General features: G+C 73.1%; 25 protein-coding genes. 14 read left to right on the top strand and 11 right to left on the bottom strand.

The annotated features are described in order from the left end of the window. Positions 1-1,405 (bottom strand): threonine/serine exporter family protein (locus tag NUM_RS05585; protein ID WP_207123482.1); only part of this gene is annotated, 1,405 nt, incomplete at its 3' end. Positions 1,406-1,829: 424 nt separating this feature from the next. Here NUM_RS05585 and NUM_RS05590 point away from each other — a divergent pair. From NUM_RS05590 to NUM_RS05600, 3 genes are read left to right on the top strand one after another with little or no spacing between them, the layout of a single operon-like run. Then, entirely contained in the window at positions 1,830-2,828 is a 999-nt protein-coding gene (locus NUM_RS05590) for a sugar ABC transporter substrate-binding protein (RefSeq protein WP_207123483.1), read from the top strand. Positions 2,829-2,886: 58 nt separating this feature from the next. Continuing rightward, the gene (locus NUM_RS05595; RefSeq protein WP_207123484.1) at positions 2,887-3,927 is read left to right on the top strand and encodes an ABC transporter permease; all 1,041 of its coding nucleotides are present in this window, start codon (positions 2,887-2,889) and stop codon (positions 3,925-3,927) included. A 1-nt stretch (position 3,928) separates the two neighbouring features. Continuing rightward, complete coding sequence (locus NUM_RS05600) at positions 3,929-4,861, top strand: ATP-binding cassette domain-containing protein (RefSeq protein ID WP_207123485.1); 933 nt, start codon at positions 3,929-3,931, stop codon at positions 4,859-4,861. 64 nt (positions 4,862-4,925) lie between these two features. Here NUM_RS05600 and NUM_RS05605 read toward each other — a convergent pair whose 3' ends face one another. Both NUM_RS05605 and NUM_RS05610 read right to left on the bottom strand, forming a co-directional pair. Further along, entirely contained in the window at positions 4,926-5,192 is a 267-nt protein-coding gene (locus tag NUM_RS05605) for a hypothetical protein (protein ID WP_207123486.1), read from the bottom strand. A 243-nt stretch (positions 5,193-5,435) separates the two neighbouring features. Then, a complete protein-coding gene (locus NUM_RS05610) occupies positions 5,436-6,299 on the bottom strand; it encodes a LysR substrate-binding domain-containing protein (RefSeq protein WP_207123487.1) in 864 nt (287 codons plus the stop codon). A gap of 99 nt (positions 6,300-6,398) precedes the next feature. Here NUM_RS05610 and NUM_RS05615 point away from each other — a divergent pair, with 99 nt between their 5' ends. After that, positions 6,399-7,406 (top strand): bile acid:sodium symporter family protein, encoded by a 1,008-nt coding sequence (locus NUM_RS05615; protein WP_207123488.1) that lies wholly within the window; start codon positions 6,399-6,401, stop codon positions 7,404-7,406. 25 nt (positions 7,407-7,431) lie between these two features. On the opposite strand, the gene NUM_RS05620 is transcribed toward NUM_RS05615, so the two are convergent. After that, positions 7,432-7,827: a VOC family protein gene (locus NUM_RS05620; protein WP_225918353.1), complete on the bottom strand. Its 396-nt coding sequence runs from the start codon at positions 7,825-7,827 to the stop codon at positions 7,432-7,434. 44 nt (positions 7,828-7,871) lie between these two features. Here NUM_RS05620 and NUM_RS05625 point away from each other — a divergent pair, with 44 nt between their 5' ends. Genes NUM_RS05625 through NUM_RS05645 form a run of 5 tightly spaced genes read left to right on the top strand, consistent with a single transcriptional unit; the run spans position 7,872 to position 11,132 of the window. After that, positions 7,872-8,840 (top strand): helix-turn-helix transcriptional regulator, encoded by a 969-nt coding sequence (locus NUM_RS05625; RefSeq protein ID WP_207123489.1) that lies wholly within the window; start codon positions 7,872-7,874, stop codon positions 8,838-8,840. Between the two features lie 37 nt (positions 8,841-8,877). Continuing rightward, positions 8,878-9,852 (top strand): aldo/keto reductase, encoded by a 975-nt coding sequence (locus NUM_RS05630; RefSeq protein ID WP_207123490.1) that lies wholly within the window; start codon positions 8,878-8,880, stop codon positions 9,850-9,852. 13 nt (positions 9,853-9,865) lie between these two features. Next, positions 9,866-10,045, top strand: coding sequence for a hypothetical protein (locus NUM_RS05635; protein WP_207123491.1), 180 nt, complete (start codon positions 9,866-9,868; stop codon positions 10,043-10,045). Then, the gene (locus NUM_RS05640; protein ID WP_225918356.1) at positions 10,042-10,416 is read left to right on the top strand and encodes a hypothetical protein; all 375 of its coding nucleotides are present in this window, start codon (positions 10,042-10,044) and stop codon (positions 10,414-10,416) included. The genes NUM_RS05635 and NUM_RS05640 overlap by 4 nt, the downstream gene beginning before the upstream one ends. After that, on the top strand, positions 10,413-11,132 hold the full coding sequence (locus NUM_RS05645; protein WP_207123492.1) for a lysoplasmalogenase: 720 nt from the start codon (positions 10,413-10,415) through the stop codon (positions 11,130-11,132). Before NUM_RS05640 ends, NUM_RS05645 begins: the two co-directional genes overlap by 4 nt. On the opposite strand, the gene NUM_RS05650 is transcribed toward NUM_RS05645, so the two are convergent. After that, the gene (locus NUM_RS05650) at positions 11,098-11,274 is read right to left on the bottom strand and encodes a hypothetical protein (RefSeq protein ID WP_207123493.1); all 177 of its coding nucleotides are present in this window, start codon (positions 11,272-11,274) and stop codon (positions 11,098-11,100) included. The two genes, NUM_RS05645 and NUM_RS05650, sit on opposite strands and share 35 nt — an antisense overlap. Before the next feature lie 142 nt (positions 11,275-11,416). Between NUM_RS05650 and NUM_RS05655 the strand changes: the two genes are divergently transcribed. Together NUM_RS05655 and NUM_RS05660 are read left to right on the top strand one after the other, a co-directional pair. Continuing rightward, the gene (locus NUM_RS05655; RefSeq protein ID WP_207123494.1) at positions 11,417-12,256 is read left to right on the top strand and encodes an NAD(P)H-binding protein; all 840 of its coding nucleotides are present in this window, start codon (positions 11,417-11,419) and stop codon (positions 12,254-12,256) included. Positions 12,257-12,371: 115 nt separating this feature from the next. Beyond that, positions 12,372-13,835, top strand: a complete 1,464-nt coding sequence (locus NUM_RS05660; protein WP_225918354.1) for an FGGY-family carbohydrate kinase — start codon at positions 12,372-12,374, stop codon at positions 13,833-13,835. A gap of 109 nt (positions 13,836-13,944) precedes the next feature. Here the strand turns inward: NUM_RS05660 and NUM_RS05665 are convergent, their stop codons facing one another. From NUM_RS05665 to NUM_RS05680, 4 genes are all read right to left on the bottom strand, one after another. Then, on the bottom strand, positions 13,945-14,823 hold the full coding sequence (locus NUM_RS05665; protein ID WP_207123495.1) for a carbohydrate ABC transporter permease: 879 nt from the start codon (positions 14,821-14,823) through the stop codon (positions 13,945-13,947). Next, positions 14,820-15,746 (bottom strand): carbohydrate ABC transporter permease, encoded by a 927-nt coding sequence (locus tag NUM_RS05670; RefSeq protein WP_207123496.1) that lies wholly within the window; start codon positions 15,744-15,746, stop codon positions 14,820-14,822. The genes NUM_RS05665 and NUM_RS05670 overlap by 4 nt, the downstream gene beginning before the upstream one ends. A gap of 55 nt (positions 15,747-15,801) precedes the next feature. Beyond that, positions 15,802-17,160, bottom strand: coding sequence for an ABC transporter substrate-binding protein (locus NUM_RS05675; protein WP_207123497.1), 1,359 nt, complete (start codon positions 17,158-17,160; stop codon positions 15,802-15,804). A gap of 126 nt (positions 17,161-17,286) precedes the next feature. After that, the gene (locus NUM_RS05680) at positions 17,287-18,048 is read right to left on the bottom strand and encodes a DeoR/GlpR family DNA-binding transcription regulator (RefSeq protein ID WP_207123498.1); all 762 of its coding nucleotides are present in this window, start codon (positions 18,046-18,048) and stop codon (positions 17,287-17,289) included. A 528-nt stretch (positions 18,049-18,576) separates the two neighbouring features. Here NUM_RS05680 and NUM_RS05685 point away from each other — a divergent pair. The 3 genes from NUM_RS05685 to NUM_RS05695 are packed head-to-tail and all read left to right on the top strand — an operon-like array spanning position 18,577 to position 20,464. Beyond that, positions 18,577-19,542, top strand: coding sequence for a pirin family protein (locus tag NUM_RS05685; protein ID WP_370466933.1), 966 nt, complete (start codon positions 18,577-18,579; stop codon positions 19,540-19,542). Further along, on the top strand, positions 19,539-19,847 hold the full coding sequence (locus NUM_RS05690) for a GNAT family N-acetyltransferase (RefSeq protein WP_207123500.1): 309 nt from the start codon (positions 19,539-19,541) through the stop codon (positions 19,845-19,847). Before NUM_RS05685 ends, NUM_RS05690 begins: the two co-directional genes overlap by 4 nt. A gap of 53 nt (positions 19,848-19,900) precedes the next feature. Continuing rightward, positions 19,901-20,464 (top strand): YceI family protein, encoded by a 564-nt coding sequence (locus NUM_RS05695; protein ID WP_207123501.1) that lies wholly within the window; start codon positions 19,901-19,903, stop codon positions 20,462-20,464. 55 nt (positions 20,465-20,519) lie between these two features. On the opposite strand, the gene NUM_RS05700 is transcribed toward NUM_RS05695, so the two are convergent. Both NUM_RS05700 and NUM_RS05705 read right to left on the bottom strand, forming a co-directional pair. Continuing rightward, positions 20,520-21,305, bottom strand: a complete 786-nt coding sequence (locus NUM_RS05700; RefSeq protein WP_207123502.1) for an SDR family NAD(P)-dependent oxidoreductase — start codon at positions 21,303-21,305, stop codon at positions 20,520-20,522. A 234-nt stretch (positions 21,306-21,539) separates the two neighbouring features. Next, on the bottom strand, positions 21,540-22,904 hold the full coding sequence (locus tag NUM_RS05705; RefSeq protein ID WP_207123503.1) for an MFS transporter: 1,365 nt from the start codon (positions 22,902-22,904) through the stop codon (positions 21,540-21,542). Positions 22,905-23,002: the final 98 nt, after the last annotated feature.

Below are 23,002 nucleotides of genomic sequence, written 5' to 3' on the forward strand. Positions count from 1 at the left end.
CGCGGGTGCGGCGCGCCGCCGGGCGGCGGCGCGGGCTGGTGCCCACCATGCCGCCGCGGCTGCGGGCCCGCACCACCTCGCCGCCCAGCGCGATCCCGGCGGCCAGCGCGAACGCGGTCGCCAGCGCGGTGAACAGGCTGACCAGGCCGGTGTTCAGGGCGTTGTGGCTGATCTGCAGCAGCCCCCGGTACAGCGGGGTGCCGGGCAGCAGCGGCGCGATCAGCGGCACCGTGTACGCCATGGCCGGGGCGCGGTGCCGACCCGCCATCAGGTGCGCGGCGAAGCCGACCAGGGCGGCCGCGACGCCGGCGGCGAGGATCGGCATCACGTCGATCTCGCGCAGGGCGGAGTAGACGATCCAGATCGCGCCGCCGCCGATCGCCGCCGTCGGCAGCGCCTTGAGCGGCGCGGCGAGCGAGATCGCGAACGCGACCGAGATCGCCACCGCGGCGAGCACCTGCACCGGGCCGAACGAGGCGAGCGAGGTCGGCAGGTCCTCCACCCGCAGCGGCAGGCCCAGGTGGACCGCGCCGTACACGGTGAGACCGACGCCGCTGACCAGCGCCGCGACGATGAAGAACACCTCCAGCAGCCGCGCCGCGGACGACACGTACGCACCGGAGATGCCGTCCTGGACGGCGGCCACCAGCGGTCGCCCGGGCAGCAACGCCATGATCGAACCGGTCACCACGGCACTGGCCACCACCGGCAGCCCGGCCGCGATCACCAGCACCGCGAGCAGCGACCCGATGGCCGCGCCGACGGCCAGCTGGAAGAACTCGGCGATGCCGCGGCGGGCCAGGTAGGCCCCGGTGCGGTCGGCGAGCAGGGTGGCGAGGAACGCCACCACGGCGACCAGCACGCCACCGCCGGCCAGTACCGACGCGGAGGCGGAGATCAGCGGCAGCGACAGCGTGATCAGCAGCGCCGGGTACGGCGGGCGGGCCCGCTTGATCTCACGCAGCCGGTCGAACGCGGCGTCCAGGTCGACCAGGCCGATCGCCGCGTCCTGCACCAGCCGGTGGGTGGCGGCGAGCCGGTCGTAGTCGGGCAGCCGGCGGCGCACGGTGCGCTCGCCGGTGACCGGCGGCGCGCCGTCGGTCGGCACGCAGGACAGCGAGATCGCGGTGAACGTGACCGCGGCCTCGCTGCGGGGCAGCCCGTACGCGACGGACAGGCTGCGCATCGCCTCGCTGACGTTCTCGGTCGCCTCACCGGAGGCGAGCAGCAGCTCGCCCACCCGCAGCGCCAGATCCATCGCGCGGTAGGTCTCCGCGTTCGCCGCCTCGTCCGGCTCCTCCGGCGTGGCCGGGGTACCGGCGATGGCGCGCTCGCGCATCCGCTCCCACACGGTGCGGGCACGACGCAGCTGCCGGACGTCGAAGCGCTCAAGGGTCTGTGGCATGGCGAACCTTTGCGGGGTGGCAGGGGTGGTGGGCAGCACCTTGCGCCGGTCGCGGAAGGACCGTGCGGAAAGGCGGGATGAGGGTGTGCGGCACGGCTCGTCGGAGCGTGCATGGTCAAGTCTAGGGACGCATCCGCGGGCGCGGATATTCCAGCCGCCGTGATCTGGATCGCCTCGCCCCGACAGGGTCGTACGTCTGCCCGAGGCGCCGGCGGAATCCGTTGGCCGGTACCGGAATCCGGGCTCGGTTGCGGCGGGGACCGGCCCGGCCGGGTGGCGCCGGACACGGTGGCGGCGGGTCGGATCGGACGGCCGCGCGCAGGAGCGATGTTCTGGACCAATGGCCGTCAACCGGGCATGCTGACGGCGACACGGTCGGCCGCCGCACCGGCGGCCGGCGACGAGCCCTGGTGAGGGAGGTCGGATGCTGCACGCGAGGCGCCGGTTCGCCGGCGTGGTGCTGCTCGCCCTGGCGCTGACCGCGGTGGCGGGCTGCTCCAACCGGGTGGACGCCGGGACGACCGCGGCCCCGACCGCCGCGCCGGCCGCGCGGGGCGGCAACCACACCCTGCGGGTGGCGGTGGTCACCCACGGCGCGCCGGGCGATCCGTTCTGGGCGGTGGTGAAGAACGGCGCCGTGCAGGCCGGCAAGGACCTGCACGTGCGGGTCGGCTACCAGGGTTCGGGGGTGCCGCAGACGCAGGCGCAGTACATCGACGCGGCGGTCAACCAGCACGTCGACGGGCTGGTGGTCTCGATGGCCAACCCGGACGCGCTGAAGGCGTCGATCCAGCGGGCGGTCGGCCAGGGCATCCCGGTCATCACGATCAACTCCGGCGAGGCGCAGTCCGCCGCGTTCGGCGCCATCACGCACGTCGGGCAGGACGAGTCGGTCGCGGGGGAGGCGGCCGGGGCGCGGCTGGCGTCCTCCGGCGCGCACCACGTGCTGTGCGTGGTCCACGAGGCCGGCAACATCGGCCTGACCCAGCGCTGCCAGGGCGCGGCGAAGGGCTTGCACGGCAAGCTCGACACCCTGCAGGTCAACATCAACAACCTGGCCCAGGTCCAGGCGACGATCAAGGCGAAGCTGACCGCCGACCACTCCGTCGACGGGGTGCTCGCGTTGAACCCGGCGGTGGCGATGGCGGCGGTGGCGGCCGAGTCGGGCACCGGGTCGAAGGCGAAGATCGCGACGTTCGACCTGTCCGGCGACGTGACCTCGGCGATCGAGCAGGGCCGGGTGCTGTTCGCCGTCGACCAGCAGCCGTACCTGCAGGGCTACCTGCCGGTGCAGTTGATCAAGCTGTACCACGACAACGACAACACGCTCGGCGGCGGCAAGCCGGTCCTGACCGGGCCGGGCTTCGTCACCAAGGACAACGCCGCGAAGGTCGCACAGCTGGCCAAGGAGGGCACGCGATGAACTCCGTCGAGGCAGGCGGTACGGGTACCGCCGGGGTGGTCGCCGCAGCGGGGGCGGCATGAGTACCGCCGAGGGGGTCGCGGACGAGCGGTTGGCGAGCAGCTCGGTGCTGCGCCGGTTGCTGGTCCGGCCCGAGCTGGGTGCGCTGATCGGCGCGGTCGTGGTCTTCGTGTTCTTCGCCGTACTGTCGCCGACCTTCCGGTCGCCCGCCGGCATCGCGAACTGGCTGGATCCGGCGTCGACGCTGGGCATCATGGCGGTCGCGGTGGCGCTGCTGATGATCGGCGGCGAGTTCGACCTGTCCGCCGGCGTGCTGACCGGTACCACCGGTCTCGCGGTGACGATCATCGCCACCCGGTTCGGCCTGAACGTGTGGCTCGCGGTGGCGATCTCGCTGGTACTCGCGCTGGTCGTGGGGCTGTTCAACGGCCTGCTGGTGGTGCGCACCGGGCTGCCGAGCTTCATCGTGACCCTCGGCAGCTACCTGGTGCTGCAGGGGTTGAACCTCGGCGTGACGAAGGTGCTGACCGGCAACGTGCTGGTCGGCGGGCTGGTCGGCCGGCACGGGTTCTCCTCGGCGCACCTGGTGTTCTCGTCCTCGGTGGTGCTGGGCGGCACGTACTTCAAGGTGTCGATCGTGTGGTGGCTGGTGCTCACCGCGCTGGCCACCGTGGTGCTGCTGCGCACCCGGTTCGGCAACTGGGTCTTCGCGGTCGGCGGCGACCAGGTCGCCGCCCGCAACGTCGGCGTACCGGCGGCCCGGACCAAGGTGCTGCTGTTCCTGACCACCGCGACCGCGGCCTGGCTGGTCGGCACCATCACCGCGCTGCGCAACACCTCGGCCCAGGCGGACGCCGGCGTCGGCGACGAGCTGACGTTCATCGTCGCGGCGGTGATCGGCGGCTGCCTGCTGACCGGCGGGTTCGGCTCGGCCATCGGCGCCACCTTCGGCGCGCTGATCTTCGGGATGACCTCGGTCGGCATCGTCTACGCCGGCTGGGACGCCGACTGGTACAAGCTGTTCCTCGGCGCGATGCTGCTGCTCGCGGTGTTCGCCAACCGGCTGGTCCGGCGGTACGCGGAACGGCGGCGAGGCTGACATGTCCGATCACGACGGTGGCCCGGAGCGAAGCGACGTACCGGAGGTGCCCGTGCAGGCGACGCCAGGGGTGTCCGGCGGCGGTGCGCCGCTGCTCGCGGTGGAGTCGGTGAGCAAGTACTTCGGCAGCGTGATCGCGCTGTCGGAGGTGTCGACGAGCGCCCGCGCCGGCGAGGTCACCTGCGTGCTGGGTGACAACGGTGCCGGCAAGTCGACCTTCATCAAGATGCTCGCCGGGGTGCACCGGCCGGACCGCGGCGGGATCTGGCTGGATGGCACGCGGGTCGAGTTCGGCAGCCCGCGGGAGGCGCTGGACGCCGGCATCGCCACGGTGTACCAGGACCTCGCCGTGGTCCCGCTGATGTCGGTGTGGCGCAACTTCTTCCTCGGCGCCGAGCCGCGCCGGCGGTTCGGCCCGGTCAGCCTGTTCGACGTGGCGGCGGCGCGGCGGATCACCCGCGAGCAGCTGGCCGCGATGGGCATCGACGTGCGTGACACCGACCAGCCGGTCGGCACCCTGTCCGGGGGTGAGCGGCAGGCGGTGGCGATCGCCCGCGCGGTGTACTTCGGTGCCCGGGTGCTGATCCTGGACGAGCCGACCTCGGCGCTCGGCGTCAAACAGGCCGGTGTGGTGCTGCGCTACATCGCCGCGGCCCGCGACCGCGGCCTCGCGGTCGTGTTCATCACCCACAACCCGCACCACGCGTACCCGATCGGCGACCGGTTCCTGCTGCTCAACCGGGGCCGCAGCATGGGCGACTTCGGCAAGGACGAGATCGACCAGGCGGAGCTGACCCGGCTGATGGCCGGCGGCGCCGAGCTGGAGGAGCTGGCACACGAGCTGGCCCGGACCGACGGCGCGGCACCGCCGGACTCGGGGGCGCGGGCGTCCCGGCTGCTCGCCGAGGACGCCGACGAGCTGGGGCGCGAGTAGCACGAGCGGTGCGGTGTGACGTCTCGTCGGCCGTGTAACGACGACCGGTCGCAGGGGCGAAAGCCTAGGTGCGGTCGGGAAGGATGCTGATGCCTGCGGCACGGGCGGAGACGGTGCGGTGCAGCACCCGCTGGCCGCGCGGGTCCAGCTCCCACCCGGTCAGCAGCAACCACCGCGCCTCGGCTGCGGCGCGGTGCTCGGCGGCGTCGATCGTCGACGGCTGCGGTGGTGAGGTGATCAGCAGCTGGATTGGTCTGGCTCGGAACTGGGGCGAGGCCTCGGCACCGAGGTAGACGGTCTGACCGACGCGCGGAATGACTCCGATCGTCACCCGTTCATGATCCGCCCGGGCCGATCGGGTGAACAGGCCGGCAGCGCAGGAAGCAATGACCGTCACACTCGGCAACGATTCACGGCGCCCGGGGCGTCGGCGCGGAACGTATCGCGCAGTCGGCCGGAAAGGCCGCGGACCAGGCGACTCGCCCGATCCGGCGGAGCGGCGTACGGACCGGACCGGCCCGCGAACGCCATGCCGCGGGCCGGGTCGCGGCGGCGCCCGTGCCGCGGGCCGGGCTCAGAGCGGGCGGTGCAGCCGGTCACCGGCGGCGAGGATCGCCGCGGACAGCGCGGCGACCGGGCTGTCGGCCGCCTCGTCCTCGGCGCCGAGCAGCACGAACTCCACCTCGCCCAGGTCCGGCAGCCGGTGCCGGCCGCGGATCTCCGACAGGCCGGGCGGGATCAGGCTGTGCGCGTGCGCGGTGACGCCGAGGCCGGCCATCGCCGCCGCGCGCAGCCCGGACAGGCTCCCGCTGGTACACACGATGCGCCAGGAGCGGTCGTGCCGCTCCAGTGCCTCGATGGCCCGGTCCCGGGTGATCGACGGCGGCGGGTAGACGATCAGCGGTACCGGGGTGCTCGGCTCCGGCCGGCTCGTCTCGCCGCCGATCCAGGCGAGCCGTTCGCGCCACACGGTCTGGCCGCGGTGCTGGCCGGTGCGCCGCTTGGCGAACACCAGGTCCAGCTCGCGCCGGTCGAACGCGTCGTACAGGATCGCCGACAGGCCGACGGTGAGCTCCAGGTCGACGAGCGGGTGGCTGGCGCGGAAGTTGCGCAGGATCTCCGGCAGCCGGGACAGCACGAAGTCCTCCGAGGCGCCGAACCGGACCCGGCCGCGCACCTGGGCGCCGGCGAAGTAGCTGTCCGCCCGGGCGTGCGCGGCGAGGATCGAGTCGGCCAGCGGCACCAGCGCCTCGCCGTCGCCGGTGAGCGCCACGGTGTGCGTGTCGCGGCTGAACAGCTGCCGGCCGGTGGTCGCCTCCAGCCGCCGGATCTGCTGGCTGACGGTGGACTGGCGCAGCCCGAGCCGCCGCGCCGCCTGGGTGAAGTTGCGGGTCTGCACCACGGCGAGGAACGTGCGCAGCAGCGTCGGGTCGAACATGGCCATCACGTTAGCCGATCACAGTAATAGCGGTGAACGTAGTTCACAATGACCCGTCGGGGACGGAGAATCAGGACGGATCAACGACGAAAGGCGGCCATGGCCCGCATCCCCGTGCTGTCTCGACTGCGCATCGACCCGTACATCCTGGCCATCCTGGCGATGGTCGGGCTGGCCGCGCTGCTGCCGGCCCGCGGGGTCGGCGCCACCGGGTTCGGCTACGCCACCGACATCGCCATCGGCCTGCTGTTCTTCCTGTACGGGGCGCGCCTGTCGCCGCAGACCGCGCTCGCCGGCGCCCGGCACTGGCGGCTGCACCTGGTCGTCTTCTGCGCCACGTACGTGCTGTTCCCGTTGCTCGGCATCGCCGCCCGGCTGCTCGTGCCCACCGTGCTCTCGCCCGACCTGTACGTCGGGGTGCTGTTCCTGTGCTGCCTGCCCTCGACGGTGCAGTCGTCGATCGCGTTCACCTCGATCGCCAAGGGGAACGTGGCCGCAGCGATCTGCTCCGCCTCGTTCTCCAACCTGGTCGGCATCGTGATCACGCCGCTGCTGGTGGCGGTGCTGCTGTCCGGGCACGGTACCGGTCTGTCGCTGCACTCGATCAGCGAGATCGTGCTGGAGCTGCTGGTGCCCTTCGCCGCGGGGCAGCTGCTGCGCCGCTGGATCGGTGGCTTCGTGGAACGCCACGCCACCGTGCTCAAGCTGGTCGACCGCGGCTCGATCCTGCTGGTGGTCTACACCGCGTTCTCCGAGGGCGTCGTCGCCGGGATCTGGCACCGGCTGTCGCTGCCCCGGCTGGGGGTGCTGCTGGTCGTCGACTGCGTCCTGCTCGCGCTCGCGCTCGCGATCACCGCGGTCGGCTCGAAGCGGCTCGGGTTCAGCTGGCCGGACCGGATCACCATCATCTTCTGCGGTTCGAAGAAGAGTCTCGCGTCCGGCCTGCCGATGGCCGGCGTGCTGTTCCCGGCCGGCGCGGTCGGCCTCGCCGTGCTGCCGCTGATGCTGTTCCACCAGATCCAGCTCATGGTGTGTGCCTGGCTCGCGCAACGCTGGAGCACTCGCGCCGACGCCACCGAACAGGTCGAGGAGCCGGCGGCGGCCTGACCCCCCGACCTGACGGTGCGCCCGGTCAGGACGCCTTGCAGAGGCAGAACGGGTGACCGGCCGGGTCCAGCAGCACCTGCCAGGTGCTGCCCGGCTGGAACTCCGGTACCGTCGCGCCGAGCTGCACGCAGGCGCGCTCGGCGGCGGACACGTCCGGTACGGACAGGTCCAGGTGGAAGCGCTTGGTGCCGGTGGTGTCCGGCCAGGCCGGCGGCTGGTAGTCCGGCACCCGGCCGAAACCGATCGAGCTGTGCCCGTCCGAGATCATCGCGTAGTCGCCCTCGTTGAACGTGATCTCCCAGCCGAGCACGCCGTGGTAGAACTCGGCGAGTCGGGCGGGGTCGGCGCAGTCCAGGTTGACCATGATCAGGTTGGCCACGGCGTCCGACGAAGTGTCGTTGAGCTGGGTGTTCGTTGTCATGCCGACCATGATGCCGGCAGTACCCGTCAGTTCGTGTCGGGTACGTGAGAAAGTTGGTCGTGCGCGCCTCCCGACTGCTGTCGCTGCTGCTCCACCTCCAGGTCCGGGGTCAGGTCACCGGTCCGGAGCTGGCCGCGCGGCTCGCGGTCAGCGAGCGCACCGTGCAGCGCGACGTGGAGGCCCTCACCGCGGCCGGGATCCCGATCCGGTCGGTGCGCGGCCCGGCCGGCGGCTACTCGCTGCCGGGCGGCTACCGCACCCGGCTGACCGGGCTGGGTGCGGCCGAGGCGCAGGCGCTCGCGTTCCTCGGGCTGTCCGGTGCGGCCGAGGCGCTGGGGCTCGCAGACCAGCTGGACACGGCGCAGCACAAGCTGTGGGCGGCGCTGTCCGGCGACGCCCGGGAGCACGCCGACCGCTCCGCGCAGCGCTTCCACCTCGACCCGGTCCGCTGGTACGGCAGCGCCGAGCCGACGCCCGCGCTGGCCGCGGTCGCCGAGACGGTGTGGCTGGACCGCCGGCTGCGGCTGCGGTACGCGGCGCGCGGCGGCAAGGTCGCCGACCGCGTCGTCGATCCGCTCGGGCTGGTGCTCGCCGCCGGCGACTGGTACCTCGTGGCCCGCCGGGACGGCGCACGTCGCACGTACCGGATCTCGCGGGTGCTGTCCGCGCAGCCGCTGGACGAGCCGGTCGACCGCCCGGTCGGGTACGACCTCGCCACCGACTGGGCCGACGCGCGCAGCCAGCTGGAGTCCCGGCACGAGCTGGTCACCGTCACGCTGCTCGCCGACCCGGCGGTACTGCCGGGCCTGCGCCGGGTGGTCGCGGTGGCCGGGCAACACCTGGTCGACGTGGCCGCCACCGAACAGGTCCGGCTGGAGGTGCCGTTCGAGGGCCTGGCCTGGGCGGCCACCGCGCTGCTCGGTCTCGGCGCCGGGATCGAGGTGCTCGCGCCGGCGTCGCTGCGCGAGCGGATCGCCACCGAGTCGCGCGCCGTCGCCGACAAGTACCGATAAAGTTCCGGAAAAGATCGATGATCGTGGAGGGAGCGTCATGCGGTACACGACCCTGGGCCGGACCGGGCTGGAGGTTTCCCGGATCGCGTTCGGCACCTGGCAACTCGGCGGGGAGTGGGGCACGTTCGATGCCGACGACGCGGTCGCGGCGATCCGGCGCGCCCGGGAGCTCGGCGTGACGTTCTTCGACACCGCGCAGGGTTACGGCTTCGGCGCCTCGGAGGAGCTGCTCGCCCGCGGGCTGCGACCGGAGCTGACCGGCGACCGCGACAGCGTTGTCATCGCCACCAAGGGCGGCATCGACCCGGGCGGCCCGCGGCCCCGCAACGCCAGCCGCGAGTACCTGCGCGCCGGCGTCGAGTCGAGCCTGCGCGCGCTGGGCGTCGAGTACATCGACCTGTACCAGGTGCACTGGCCGGACGACGCGACGCCGGCCGAGGAGACCGCCGGCGAGTTGCAGGAGATGGTCGACGAGGGCAAGATCCGGCACGTCGGCGTGTCCAACTACGACGTGACGCAGCTGGCGGCGTTCGACGCGGTGCGGCCGGCCGAGACGCTGCAACCGCCGTACCACCTGTTCCAGCGCGGCATCGAGGCCGAGGTCCTGCCGTACTGCCAGGCGCACGACATCGGTGTGCTGGTCTACAGCCCGCTCGCCTCCGGGCTGCTCACCGGCACCTGGACGGCCGAGGTGAGCTTCGACGACACCGACTGGCGGTCCAAGGCCACCGCGTTCCACGGCGACGCGCTGCGGGGCAACCTCGCGATCGTCGACGAGCTGAAGCGGTTCGCCGCGGACAAGGGCGTCTCGGTCGCGCAGCTGTCGATCGCCTGGACGCTCGCCCGGCCCGGGGTGGACGTGGCGATCGTGGGTGCCCGCCGGCCCCGCAACATCGCCGACAGCCTGGCCGCCGCCGAGCTGACCCTGTCCGCGGACGAGCTGGCGCGGATCGACGAGATCACCGCGGGGGCCGTCCAGTTCATCGGAGCGAGCCCCGAAGGCGTCGCCTGAGGTGATCCCGGACGTGGCGCTCGACGTCGCGCGCAGGGCGTTGCGGCAGGTGGCGGCGCGGCCGGTCGGCCCGCCGCCGGCCGCCGGCGTGGCGGTGACGGTGCACTTGCACCGCGGCCGGCGCGTCGGCGGCTCGACCGTGCTGGCCCGTATCTCTCGCAGTTCGTCACCGGGGTCGGCAACGGCGGGCTGACCGCGTACCGGGGTGGTGCGCGCGGGGACTGGCAGAGCCGGCTGTTCGACGACCGCTGCTGCCGGGACACCGCGCTGGTCCGGTTGGCCGCGACGCCGCCCTGCCCGGTCGGGTGGCATCCCGGTTTCCGGCTCGGCGTCGAGGAACCGCGCCGGCACCCCGACTACCGAGGTGCCGAGATCGTCGAGCCGGGCGCCGCGCTCGCGGGTCGACGGCGCGCTCGATCCCGCGGTGCTCGCCGCCGCGGCCGCCACCGGCAGGTACGACCCGCGGGTCTGGCAGCCGCTCGCCCGGTTCGGCGCGCCGGGCTGAGCAGACCCGTCCGATCGACCGGTACGGGTGGTGTCGCGTGGTTAGGGTGCGAGCCATGACGCGGTCGGGTGGGTCCGGGGCGGCGGCGTGGGTGCTGCTCGCGGCGTACGTGGTGGGAAGCGTGGTCGAGCTGACCGCGGTGGCGCAGCAGTGGACGCTCGTCGACCGGGCGAGCAAACCGTTGCTGATGCCGCTGCTCGCGGCGTACCTGCTGGTCCGGGTCGGCGCCCGGGGCCGGGTGCTGCCGGTGGTGGTCGGCCTCGCGTTCGCCTGCGGCGGCGACATCGCGCTGCTGGTGTCCGGCATGGCGTTCTTCGCGCTGGGCATGGGGCTGTTCGCGGTGACCCACGTGTGCTACCTGGTGGCGTTCCTGCGCTCCGGCGCGCTCGCCGGGCTGCGCCGCCGCGCCTGGGTCCCGGTGCTGTACGCGCTGGGTTGGCTGGCGCTGCTGGTCGTGATGCACGACCGGGTGTCGGTGCCGCTGCTGGTCGCCCTCTGCATCTACGGCATCGTGCTGTACGCGATGGCGTCCGGCGCGGCCTGCCTGGACGCGGTGATCGGCGTCGGCGGGCTGCTGTTCGCGGTGTCCGACACGATGATCGCGCTGAACACCGGCGGGTTGCGGCTGCCGGCGCACGATCTCGCGGTGATGCTCACCTACCTGCTGGGCCAGGCGGTGCTCGTGGTGCGGTTCGCCGGGCTGGTCTCCGCGGCACGCGGGTCCTCGCCGGCGGATCGGGTCACTTCGGCGCGTGGGCCCGCAGGTAGCCGATGATCAGCAGCACCAGCACCGAGATGCCGATCAGCTTCCACAGCTGACGGCGGATCTTCGCCTGCTTCTCGCCGCGGAACAGGATCAGGCCGATCGCGCCGACGAGAATCAGCACCCCGACGATCGCACCCGCCGTGGAGATCACCGCACCGCCCCTTAGCTTCGACCTGGTGGTACCGATCGTGCCGTGGGCGGTGCGGATGGTGCAAGCCGGGGTACGGGGTTGACTTCAACTGCCCTTCAACTTTTACCGTCGTCGGCGTACTCGCACGAAGAGGGGGACGACGATGGAACAGATCCTGGTCACCGGCGCCACCGGGCACGTCGGTCGGCAGGTGGTCGAACAGTTGGTGGCCGCCGGACACCCGGTCCGGGCGATGACCCGCAGCCCCGCGACCGCGGCGCTGCCGGCGCCGGTCGAGACGGTGGCCGGCGACCTGGCCGACCCGGCGAGCCTGACCGCCGCGCTGGACGGGGTGGGCGCGGTGTTCCTGATCTGGCCGTTCGGGCACCCGGGCGGCGCCGAGGCCGCCGTCGCCGCGATCGCCGAACGGGCCGAGCGGATCGTGTACCTGTCCACGCTCGGCGCGGCAACCGGCGACGGCATCGTCGGCATGCACGGCCGGCTGGAGCAGCTGGTGGAGTCGGCCGGGCCGGCCTGGACGCTGCTGCGGCCCTCCGGTTTCGCGGTGAACACGCTCGGCTGGGCCGCGCAGATCCGCCGCGGCGACGAAGTACGGGCCCCGTACCCGGGCCTGGTCCGGCCGCTGATCGACGAGCGGGACATCGCCGCGGTCGCGGTCGAGGCGCTCACCACCGGCGGCCACGACGGGGCCCGGCACCCGCTCACCGGTCCGGCGGCGCTGAGCCAGGTCGAGCAGGTCGCCACGATCGGCGAGGTGCTCGGCCGGCCGCTGCGGTTCGTCGAGATCGACCGGGCACAGGCGCGGCGCGACCTGGTCGCCGCCGGGCTGCCCGAGCACTTCGCCGACAGCGTGCTCGCCGGCCAGGGCGCGCAGCTGGACAACCCCGAGCCGGTGCTCGGCACCGTCGCCGCGCTGACCGGGCGGCCGGCCCACTCGTACCGGGACTGGGTGGAAGCACACCGCGCGGACTTCACCGGCTGACCGGCGTACCGGCACGTCGGCGGGCGGTTGCAGGCGGGGCGACGGCATTGCGTGGCCGGCCGTGCGTCCCGGACAATCGTGTACCACGTGATGTGTCAAACCGAGTGGGTGAGCAGTGGACGGTGCGGGCCCGGCGCGCTTTCTGGGCGTCGACATCGGTACGTCGGTGGCGAAGCTGGCGTTGTTCGACGAGGACGGCACGGTGCTGCGCACCGCCGGGCGCACCGTGCCGCTGCGGCATCCGGCGCCCGGCCAGGTGGAGCAGGACGCCGCGGCGGTGTTCGCGGCGGCCGGCGAGCTGGCTCGGGAGGTCTGCCCGACGCCTGCCGACGCGCCGCGGCTGGTCGCGGTGACCGGGCAGGGCGACGGCTGCTGGTTGACCGACGACGACGCGCGGCCGGTCGGCCCGGCGCTGTCCTGGCTGGACGCGCGGGCCGCGGACGTGCTGGCCGACTGGGACCGGGCCGGGGTGACCGAGGCGATCTACCGGCGCACCGGCAACTCGCTGTTTCCCGGCGCCCAGGCGCCGCTGCTGGCCTGGCTGGACAAGCACCAGCCGGACCGGCTGGCCCGCGCCGCCACCGCGGGGTACTGCAAGGACATGGTGTTCGGCCGGTTGACCGGGGTGCGCGCCACGGACGCCTCGGACGCCTCGATGCCGTTCGGCGACGCGACCGGCAGCGGGTACGACGACGATGTGCTCGACGCCTGCGGGCTGGCGCACCGGGCCGGGTTGCTCGCGCCGGTCGTGGCGCCGCTGCCGACCGGTACGGTGACCGGCGGTGCCGCGGCGGCGACCGGGCTGCCGGCGGGCGTGCCGGTGACCGGCGGACCGTACGACCTGCCCGCCTGCGCAGCCGGTGGCGGCGTCACCGAGTTCGGCGCCGGGCTGCTCACCCTCGGTACCACGCTGGCCTGCCAGGTATTGGTGTCCACTGTGGACAGATCGGGTACCCGGGCCGGGATGCACCTGGCCACCGGGACCCCGGGGCGGTGGCTGCGGGCGATGCCGGCGATGGTCGGTACCGCCTCGCTGGACTGGCTGCTCGCCCTGCTCGGCCGCCGGCACGACCAGCTCGACGACATGCTGCGGGAGACCGCACCCGGCGCCGGCGGGGTGGAGGTGCTGCCCTACCTGGCACCGTCGGGGGAGCGGGCGCCGTTCGTCGATCCGGCCGCCCGCGGCCAGTTCACCGGCATCGAGCTGACCACCACGGGCGCGCAGCTGGTGCGCGCGCTGTGCGAGGGGCTCGGGTACGCGGCGCGGCAGTGCCTGGAGGCGGCCGGGCTGTCCGGCCGGCTGGTGGTGTGCGGCGGCGGGACCAGGTCGCTGCCGTGGCTTTCGATCTTCGCCTCGGTCCTGGGCCGGCCGCTGGAGCTGGCCCGCAGCCCCGAGGTCGGCGCCCGCGGCGCGGTGCTCGCCGGCCTCGCCGCGCTCGGCGAGCCGGTCGACCAGGCGGCGTGGACCCGGCCGGACCGGATCATCGACCCGGACCCGGCCGCCGTGCCGTACTACGAGGCCGGCTACCGCCGCTACCTGGCCAACCAGGACGCGGCCCGACCCCGCTGGCAGCGCTGACCGGTGTGCCGGCGCGAGCCGCCGGCCCGGTGCGGGGCACCCCTCGCCGCCCCGCACCCCGACACCCGGGAGGCCGACAGCCGCCGGCCGGCCCCGCCGTAACGTCCGCTCACTTGACCGCGCCCAGCGACAACCCCTGGACCAGCTTGTTCTGCGCGGCGAACCCGGCGACCAGGACCGGGATCGAGATCGCGGTGGCGGCCGCGCACACCTTCGCCAGGAACAGCCCCTGGGTGGTGACGAAGCTGGTCAGGAACACCGGCGCGGTACCGGCCACCACCCCGGTGAGCACCCGGGCGAACAACATCTCGTTCCAGGCGAAGATGAAGCAGATCAGCGCGGTCGCGGCGATGCCGGGGGAGGCGATCGGCAGGATCACCCGCCGCATCACCGTCGGCAGCCGGGCGCCGTCCAGCGCGGCGGCCTCCAGGATCGCGACCGGCACCTCGGCCAGGAACGAGTGCATCATCCACACCGCGATCGGCAGGTTCATCGCCGTGTACAGGATGACCATCAGCCAGATGTTGTCCAGCAGCCCGATGTGCTGCGCGATCAGGTACACCGGCAGCAGCCCGGCGACGGCCGGCAGCATCTTCGTGGTCAGGAAGAAGAACAGCACGTCGGACCACTTGCGTACCGGCCGGATCGCGAGGGCGTAGCCGGCGAAGAGGGCGAGCACCACCACCAGCGCGGTGGACACGATGGACGCGGTGGCCGAGTTGATCAGGTACGGCCACGGGTTGGTGGCGAAGAACTCGCGGTAGCCGTCGGTGGTCAGCGGCGCGGTCAGGTCCGGCGGGTTGGTGGCGGCGGCCTGCTCGGAGTGCAGCGAGGTGAACACCATCCAGGCCACCGGGAAGAAGAACGCGATCCCGACGATCCAGGCCACCACGCCCAGGATCGCGCCACCCCGACCCCGTCGTACCTTTCGGGGCCGGGCCGGCGGCGGCGCGGTGGTGCCGGCCGGGGCCGAAAGCGTCTGCGTCATCGGTCCGCCTCCTGCTTCAACAGCGACGACACGACCCGCAGCGCGAAGGTGGCGACGATCATCGAACCGATCACCACGATCACCCCGGCCGCCGACGCGCGTCCGTAGTCGTGTGCCTGGTAGAAGGTCTGGTAGATGGTGTACGGCAGGTTCGCGGTGCCCAGCCCGCCCGCGGTGATGGTGAACACCGCGTCGAAGTTCTGCACGATGTAGATGCAGCCCAGCAGCGCGCCGAGCTCCAGGTACTGCCGCAGGTGCGGCAGCGTGATGTGCCGGAACACCGCGAACGCGCCGGCGCCGTCGACCCGCGCCGCCTCCAGCACCTCCGGCGAGCGGGACTGCAGCCCGGCCAGCAGGATCAGCATCATGAACGGGGTCCACTGCCAGACCAGGCTGGACACCACCGAGAACATCGGCGCGTCGGAGATCCAGTCCGGCTGCGCGGCGCCCTGGCCGAAGACGCCGGTCAGGATCCCGTTGAACAGCCCGTACTCGGGGTTGTAGAGGGCGTGCTTCCACAGCAGCGCCGCGGCCACCGGTACCACCAGGAACGGTGCGATCAGCATGGTGCGCACGATCGCCCGGCCGTGGAACCTCCGGTCCAGCAGCAGCGCGATCGCGAGCCCCAGTACCAGGCTGACCAGTACCACCGAGACGGTGAGGACGACGGTGGTCAGGATCGACGAGCGCAGCTGCGGGTCGCCCAGCACCGCGGTGTAGTTGCCGAACGCGGCGAAGCCCCGCCGGTCCGGGTAGAGCGCGTTCCAGTCGGTGAACGAGATGACCAGCGTGGCCAGGAAGGGCAGCTGGGTGACCACGATCGTGAACAGCAGCGCCGGCAGCAGCGGCCCGCGACGGGCCCACCGACCTGCCGCTCGGCGCGGTCGTACACCGGCGGGGGCCGGCAGCGACACGGTCGTCATGCGGGATCCTCCTCGGTGCGGTGCCGCCCGGACCCGCCGGGCGGCACCGGGCGGGCTACTGGTACTTCTTGGCCACCGCGGTCGCCAGCTGCTGGCTGCGGGACAGCGCCGCCGACACCGACGTCTTGCCGGCGATCGCGGACGAGACCTGTTGCGACACCTGGGTACCCAGGTCGGTGAACTCCGGGATGTCGACGAACTGGATGCCCACCGTCGGCCGCGGCTGCACCCCGGGGTCGGTCGGCTTCGCGGTGTCGATCGCGGTCTGCATCGCCGGGTAGAACGCCTTCGCCGCCTTCTGGTACTCCGGGTTGGCGAACGTGGAGGTGCGCGTACCGGGCGGCACCTGCGCCCAGCCGAGCTTGTTGCCGACGAGCTTCAGGTAGTCCTTGCCGGAGGCCCAGGAGATGAACTTCCACGCGTCGTCGGTGTGCTTCGACGCCTTCTGGATCGCGAACGCCCACGAGTACAGCCAGCCGGACGAGCTGGTCTTGTCCACCGGCGCCGGCACGTAGCCGACCTTGCCGGCGACCTTGGAGTCGCTGCCCTCCAGACTGCCCGCCGCCGACGTGGCGTCGTACCACATGGCGACCTTGCCCTGCTCGAAGTCGTTCAGGCACTCGGTGAAGCCGGCCTGCGCGGCCCCCGCCTCACCGTGCTTGCGTACCAGGTCGACGTAGAACTGCGTCGCCTTCTTGAACCCACCGGTGTCGACCTGCGCCTTCCAGTCCTTGGTGAACCAGGTACCGCCCATGGTGTTGACCACGGTGGTCAGCGGCGCGATCACCTCGCCCCAGCCGGGCTGGCCGCGCAGGCAGATGCCCTTGAGGCCGGGCTTGGCGCCGTCCGCCTTCGCGGCGAGATCGGCGACCTGCTGCCAGGTCGGGTGCGCGGGCATCGTCAGGTGCTTGGCCGCGAACACGTCCTTGCGGTACATCAGGAACGACGACTCGCCGTAGAACGGCTCGGCGTACACCTTGCCGCCGGACGACAGCGACGACTGGATCGGCTTGAGGATGTCCGACTGGTCGAACGCGGTGTCCTTCGCCGCGTACGAGTCCAGCGGGGCGATCCAGTTGTTCTTCGCGTAGAACGGCACCTCGTAGTTGCTGATCGTGGCGACGTCGTACCGGCCGGCCTGGCTGGAGAAGTCCTGGGTGAACTTGTCCCGGGCGTCGTTCTCCGGCAGCACGGTGAAGTTGACCTTGATCCCGGTCTGCTTGGTGAAGTTCGCCGCGGTCAGCTTCTGCAGATCGACCATCTGCGGGTTGTTGACCATCAGCACGTTGATGCTGTGGCCGGAGGCGGAGGTGCCGCCGCCGGCACCACCACACGCGGTCAGTGCGGCCGCGGTGACCCCCAACGCCAGCGCGGCACCCAGCAGGCGGGTACGGCGCGGCAGAAACCTGGACATGGTGTGACTCCTCCACCTCGTCTGCGGGCAGCCTCGCCCGCGCCTCCGGGGTCGCCCCCGGACGCTGTGTCGGCATCCGGAGGTTGTCCCGGATGCTCTGTCGGACAACGGAACCGTGTTAGCGGCTCAGACCCGCATCACCTGCGGCCCGAGCATGGACAGCCGCCGCGCCTCGGTGGCCGGCAGCCCGGTGTCGGTGATCAGCGCCTCGAACTGGCCGATGTCGGCGAACCGGCAGAAGCTGGAGACGCCGAACTTGCTGTGGATGCCGACGAAGATCCGCCGGCGCGCCGCCCGTACCGCGCACGACTTGACCGCCGCGACCGCGGGATCCGGCGTGGTCAGGCCGTGCTGCCGGGAGATGCCGTTGGCGCCGATGAACGCCAGGTCGATGACGAACCCGGACAGCATGTTCGTCACCCAGTGGTCCACGGTGGCCAGCGTCCGGCCGCGGACCCGCCCGCCGAGCATCAGCACGTTCGCCGCGCCGGCCTCGGCGACCGCGGCGGCGGTGGACAGCGAGGCGGTCAGTACGGTCAGCTCCCGGTCGGTGGGCAGCGCCTCGGCGACCAGTTGCGGGGTGAACCCCTCGTCGACGAACACGGTGGCCGCGTCGCCGAGCTGCTCGACCGCCGCCGCGGCGATCCGCCGCTTCTCCGGTACCCGCCGGGTGGTGCGCATCGCGAGAGTGGTCTCGAACGTCGCCGTCTCGACCGGGTACGCGCCGCCGTGGGTACGGCGGATCAGCCCGTGCTGTTCCAGCAGTTTGAGGTCCCGGCGGACCGTCTCCGGCGCGACCGCGAGCTCCTCGGCCAGCCGGGTGACCTCGACCCCGCCGTTGTTGCGTGCCAGCGACAGGATCCGGTGCTGTCGTTCGTCGGCCTGCATCGGCTCCCGCCTCCCTCTGCGTGTCGGCAACGGCGTTGTGACGTATGTCTAACATCGCCGGCATCTGCCGGACACCGCTCGGCCTCCACGATCTGTGCCCGATTGTGCCCGATCGAGCGGCCCGATCGGGCGCCGCGGACCGCATCATTCGGGCGTAATTGGCCCGCAACTGCTGCCCGTTCGGGCATCGAACCGGCCCGTTTGCTGCCCGACCGTGCCGGAACACCGCCCGCCTCGGGCGCACCCCGGACGCTTCCGGGCCGCGGCTCCGCGGCCGACCCGGGGCGGCAGCGGGACGTCCTGCGGCCGGGTTCCCCCGGCCGGCGTCGCCCCGGCGAGGCTGGACCGCCGGTACCACCCGAACCGGCCGATCGCGCCCGGCACCGGCCTAGCATCGGTGCAGGAGCGAGCGAGTCACCGGCACCGTGCGCCGACGCCCGCCGCACGGTCCGCGCAGGACCGGGCAGGCGCGGCATGAGGTCGTGCGAGCCGGTGCCTCGGGCGCGTCGCGGTGGGGGAGGAGCGTTCGTGAGCAACCTGGACACGCGGCCGGACGTGGTGGTCTGCGGCGGCCGCCGGGACGTGCCGGCCGAGCCGGCGCACGAGGTGCTGCCCGGCAGGATGGTGCCGCTGGGCGAGAGCACGATGGTGCGGCGGCTGCTGCCGACGCTGGGCCGGCGGCTGGTCGGCGCCTGGTGCTTCCTGGACCACTACGGCCCGGACGACATCGCCGACCGGCCCGGCATGCAGGTCGCGCCACACCCGCACACCGGGCTGCAGACCGTCAGCTGGCTGCTGGCCGGCACCGTCGCGCACCGGGACAGCCTGGGCAACGAGCAGGTGCTCGCCCCCGGCGAGCTCGGCCTGATGACCGCCGGGCACGGCATCGCCCACTCCGAGCAGTCCCCGGTGTCGCACCCGGCGCTGCTGCACGGCGCGCAGCTGTGGGTGGCGCTGCCCGAGCGGTACCGGGAGGTCGCGCCGGCGTTCGACCATCACCCGGACCTGCCGGTGGTCACCGACCGCGGCCTGGCCGCGACCGTACTGCTCGGCACGCTGGCCGGGGCCACCTCGCCGGGCACCACCTACTCGCCGCTGGTCGGCGCGGACCTCACCCTCGACGCCGGCGCCGACGTGCGGCTGCCGCTGGAACCGGACTTCGAGTACGCGGTGCTGTCCGCGTCCGGGTCCGCCGAGATCGACGCCACCGCGCTGGCACCCGGCGCCCTGATGTACCTGGGTACCGACCGCGGCGAGGTGCGGCTGCGCACCGACGCCGGCGCCCGGCTGTTGCTGCTCGGCGGCGAACCGTTCGACGAGCAGATCGTGATGTGGTGGAACTTCGTCGGCCGCAGCGGTGACGAGATCGTGGCCTACCGCGAGGAGTGGAACACCGGCGACCGGTTCGGCGTCGTACACGGTTACCAGGGCGATCGGCTGATCGCACCGGCGCTGCCCGCGGTGCCGCTGAAGCCACGGGGGAGGACCCGATGACCACCAGCGTGGTGGAGCGACCCGACGTCGACCGGTACGAACTGCACGTCGACGGCGACGGCGTCGCCGGCTTCGTCACCTACCGGCGAGCGCCGGGCGAGATCGCGCTCCTGCACACCGAGATCGACCCCGCGTACGAGGGCAAGGGGCTGGGCAGCGTGCTGGCCCGCCGGGTGCTCGACGCCGCCCGCGAGCAGGGGCTCGCGGTGCTGCCGTACTGCCCGTTCATCCGCGGCTGGATCGCCCGCCATCCCGACTACGTCGACCTGGTCCCGGCGAAGCGGCGAGCCGCGTTCCAGCTTTGAACCGGCGCCCACCGGGTACCTGGAAGGGCAGGACGCCGGGAAGGGAGGCCGTCATGGCCGTATCGACCGGAAAGTACCGGTTCGGCAACGACGAGGGCTGGCTCCGGCTGCGCACCGAACGCACCGGGTTGGGCCGCCGCGCCGGGCACGACCTGCTGTTGGAGGCGACCCGCTGGTCGGGCACCGCGACGATCGGAGACTCGGACCAGCTGCCCGCGGGCGCGGTCACCGTGCAGATCGAGGTCGCCTCCCTGGTGGTACGGGAGGGCAGCGGCGGGATCAAACCGCTCACCGACCACGACCGCGAGGACATCGTGCACCAGCTGCGCAGCAGCAAGTTGCTCGACGCCGGGCGGCACCCGACGATCACCTTCACCTCGACGGAGTTCAGCGGCGGCGCCGAGGGGTTCGAGCTGACCGGCGAACTGACGATCGCCGGCAGCACCGAGACGGTCACCGTGGCCGGCGCGGTCGGCACCGACGACCGGGTCCGCGGCACTGCCACGGTTAAGCAGACCAGGTGGGGAGTGAAGCCCTACTCCGCCTTCCTCGGTGCGCTGAAGCTCGCCGACGACGTCGCGGTCAGCTTCGACACCGCCCTGACCCCCGCCGACTGACCGACGGCCGCCGACGCCGCCGGCCGGCACGGGGTGCCGCTGTGCTGGTCGGTCGTCACGGGGTGCCGACGAGGCCGCCGTCCACCCGCACGTCGATGCCGTTGAGGTAGCCGGCGAGCGGGCTGGCCAGGAACGTGACGGTCGCCGCGACGTCGTCCGGGGTGCCGAGACGGCCGGCCGGATTCGGCGCGTACCGTCGGGCCAGCTCGGGTTCGAGCTCGGCCCAGTCGCGGCCCTGCGGGTCGTCGGCGAGGAACATCGCCCGCATCGCCTCGGTGACGATCACACCCGGGCTGACCGAGTTCGCCGTCACGCCGGTGCCGGCGAGGTCCTTGGCCAGCGCGGTGGTCAGGTTGACCACCGCCGCCTTCGCCGCGCCGTAGTCGACCAGGTTCGGCACCGGGCTGGTGGCGGTGCGGCTGCCCAAGTTGATCACCCGACCCCAGCCGGCCGAGCGCATCGCCGGCGTCAGCGCGCGGATCAGCGCCACCGCGGACAGCACGTTGCCCGCCCAGCTGTCCCGCCACACCCGCTCGTCGGCGCCGCCCCAGTCGTGCTGGGCGACCGGCCCGGCGTTGTTGACCAGGATCGACACCCCGAACGCGGAGGCCGCCGCGGCGATCCGATCCAGGTCGTCGCGGTCGGTGACGTCACCGAGGACCGTCTCGGCCACCCCGCCGGCGGACCGCAGCTCGTCGGCGGCCGCCTCCGCCCTGGCCCGGTCCCGGCCATGCACCAGCACCGGGCAGCCCTCGGCGGCCAGTCGCAACGCGATCGCCGCGCCCAGGCCACTGCTGGACGCGGTCACCAGTGCCGGTCGCCCGGCCAGTCGAAGATCCATACCGGCACCGTAGGCGCCGGCTGTGACAGTACGGCCGACCTCTCGGGCGACCGTGCGCCGCCTCGCCGAGCGCCGGCCCCCCGCGACCCCTGGCCAGCGTCGGCACCCGCCGCTACGGCCGCCCCGGCTCGGTCTCCCCGGCTCGGTCTCCCCGGCTCGGTCGCCCCGACCCGGTCGGCCCGGGCGGAGTCGGCCCCGGTCGCGCTGGCGGGGCGGGTCGTGCGGTACCGGGGCTCAGCCGGGGTCGTTGCGGCGACCGGTGGCGAGCGCACCGAGCAGCGCGATCGCGGCCATGATCAGATCCAGCGTCGCCACCGCGGCGCTCGGGTGCGCCGCCGAGGCCAGCGCGGTGATCAGCGCGCCGCCGACACCGATCATCACGACCTGCCCGAGCAGGTCGCTGATCTGCATCGCGGCGGAGTTGAAGCCGCGGTCGGTGATGCTGGAGTAGCCAAGCGTCAGTACGCTCGCGGCCGAGGCGCCGAGCCCCAGGCCGGCGCCGGCCACCGCCAGGGTGCCGAAGACGAGCCAGGGCGGTCCCCAACCGGGTGCCGCCAGCGCGGTGCCGGCGAGGCCCGCGGTGACCAGCACGAAGCCGACGCGCAGCAGCACCCGCCGGGATGCCTCGCGGCGCCGCCCCTGCCAGGCCGCGGCGGCACACCAGCCGAGCGCGCCAACGGTCAGCGGGAGCCCGGCGGCGGCCGGTGAGTACCCGTGCACCGCGGTGAGGGTCAGCGGAACGTACGCGCTGACGGCGAAGTAGGCGCCGGACAGCAGGCCGCGGGACAGCACCGCGGTGGGCAGGCCGGCACGGGCGGTGAGCGTACCGGTGGGCAGCAGCCGGCGCACCGACGGCGCCAGGAACGCCAGCGCGGCAAGGCCGGCGGCCACGGTGAGTGGCGACGGATGCTGCGCGGCGAACTCCAGTACGGCGAGGCCGGCCGCGGTGCCGAGCGCGGCGAGCGGAAGCCAGCGCCGTACCGGCACCGGGTCGTCCGGCAGGTGCTTCGGCAGCCGCCGTAACGCGGGCACCAGCACCGCGATGCCGGCCAGCACCAGCGGAACCAGGCCGAGAAACACGTATCGCCAGCCGGCGTACTGCACCACCAGCCCGGACGCCATCGGCCCGAGCAGCGCCGGCAACACGCAGGCGGCGGACAGCGCGGCGTAGGCGGCCGGCCGGTCGGTGGCCGGGTACACCGCGGCGATGAGTACGGTGACGCCGACGATCTGGGTACCGGCGCCGAGGCCCTGCAGGGTGCGACCGGCGAGCAGCGCCGACATCGAACCCGCCGTGCCCGACACCATCAGCCCGATCACGAACACGGCCGGGCCGACGAGCATCGCCGGCGCCGGGCCGTACCTGTCGCACAGCCGGCCGGCGAAGACGCTCGCCACCACGCTGGCGGCGAGAAACGCGAGGAACGGCCACGAGTAGTCGGCGCCGCCGTGCAGGTCGGCCGCGATCTGCGGCATGGCGGTGTTGACGCCCAGATCCTCGAAGGTGGCGAAGGTCACGAGCGCCACGATCCCGATGGTCGGGCCGCGCCGGTCGGTGGCGAACAGCGCGCTGCGCCGCCGGGATACCGTCGTCGTCACCGCGTGATCATCGAACTTCAACCGAGATCGAAGTCAACCCGCGCGCTGCCGAGACCGCGGCACGCCGGTCGTGCCGGCTACGACCCGGGACGGGGCGC

Origin of the sequence: Actinocatenispora comari (genome assembly GCF_017312725.1) — a bacterium.
GTDB lineage: Bacteria > Actinomycetota > Actinomycetes > Mycobacteriales > Micromonosporaceae > Actinocatenispora > Actinocatenispora comari.

Coding starts and splice junctions, on each gene's coding strand:
- NUM_RS05590 (WP_207123483.1), top strand. CDS start 1,830: ATGCTGCACGCGAGGCGCCGGTTCGCCGGCGTGGTGCTGCTCGCCCTG.
- NUM_RS05595 (WP_207123484.1), top strand. CDS start 2,887: ATGAGTACCGCCGAGGGGGTCGCGGACGAGCGGTTGGCGAGCAGCTCG.
- NUM_RS05600 (WP_207123485.1), top strand. CDS start 3,929: ATGTCCGATCACGACGGTGGCCCGGAGCGAAGCGACGTACCGGAGGTG.
- NUM_RS05610 (WP_207123487.1), bottom strand. CDS start 6,299: ATGTTCGACCCGACGCTGCTGCGCACGTTCCTCGCCGTGGTGCAGACC.
- NUM_RS05615 (WP_207123488.1), top strand. CDS start 6,399: ATGGCCCGCATCCCCGTGCTGTCTCGACTGCGCATCGACCCGTACATC.
- NUM_RS05620 (WP_225918353.1), bottom strand. CDS start 7,827: ATGACAACGAACACCCAGCTCAACGACACTTCGTCGGACGCCGTGGCC.
- NUM_RS05630 (WP_207123490.1), top strand. CDS start 8,878: ATGCGGTACACGACCCTGGGCCGGACCGGGCTGGAGGTTTCCCGGATC.
- NUM_RS05645 (WP_207123492.1), top strand. CDS start 10,413: ATGACGCGGTCGGGTGGGTCCGGGGCGGCGGCGTGGGTGCTGCTCGCG.
- NUM_RS05655 (WP_207123494.1), top strand. CDS start 11,417: ATGGAACAGATCCTGGTCACCGGCGCCACCGGGCACGTCGGTCGGCAG.
- NUM_RS05665 (WP_207123495.1), bottom strand. CDS start 14,823: ATGACGCAGACGCTTTCGGCCCCGGCCGGCACCACCGCGCCGCCGCCG.
- NUM_RS05670 (WP_207123496.1), bottom strand. CDS start 15,746: ATGACGACCGTGTCGCTGCCGGCCCCCGCCGGTGTACGACCGCGCCGA.
- NUM_RS05675 (WP_207123497.1), bottom strand. CDS start 17,160: ATGTCCAGGTTTCTGCCGCGCCGTACCCGCCTGCTGGGTGCCGCGCTG.
- NUM_RS05680 (WP_207123498.1), bottom strand. CDS start 18,048: ATGCAGGCCGACGAACGACAGCACCGGATCCTGTCGCTGGCACGCAAC.
- NUM_RS05690 (WP_207123500.1), top strand. CDS start 19,539: ATGACCACCAGCGTGGTGGAGCGACCCGACGTCGACCGGTACGAACTG.
- NUM_RS05695 (WP_207123501.1), top strand. CDS start 19,901: ATGGCCGTATCGACCGGAAAGTACCGGTTCGGCAACGACGAGGGCTGG.
- NUM_RS05700 (WP_207123502.1), bottom strand. CDS start 21,305: ATGGATCTTCGACTGGCCGGGCGACCGGCACTGGTGACCGCGTCCAGC.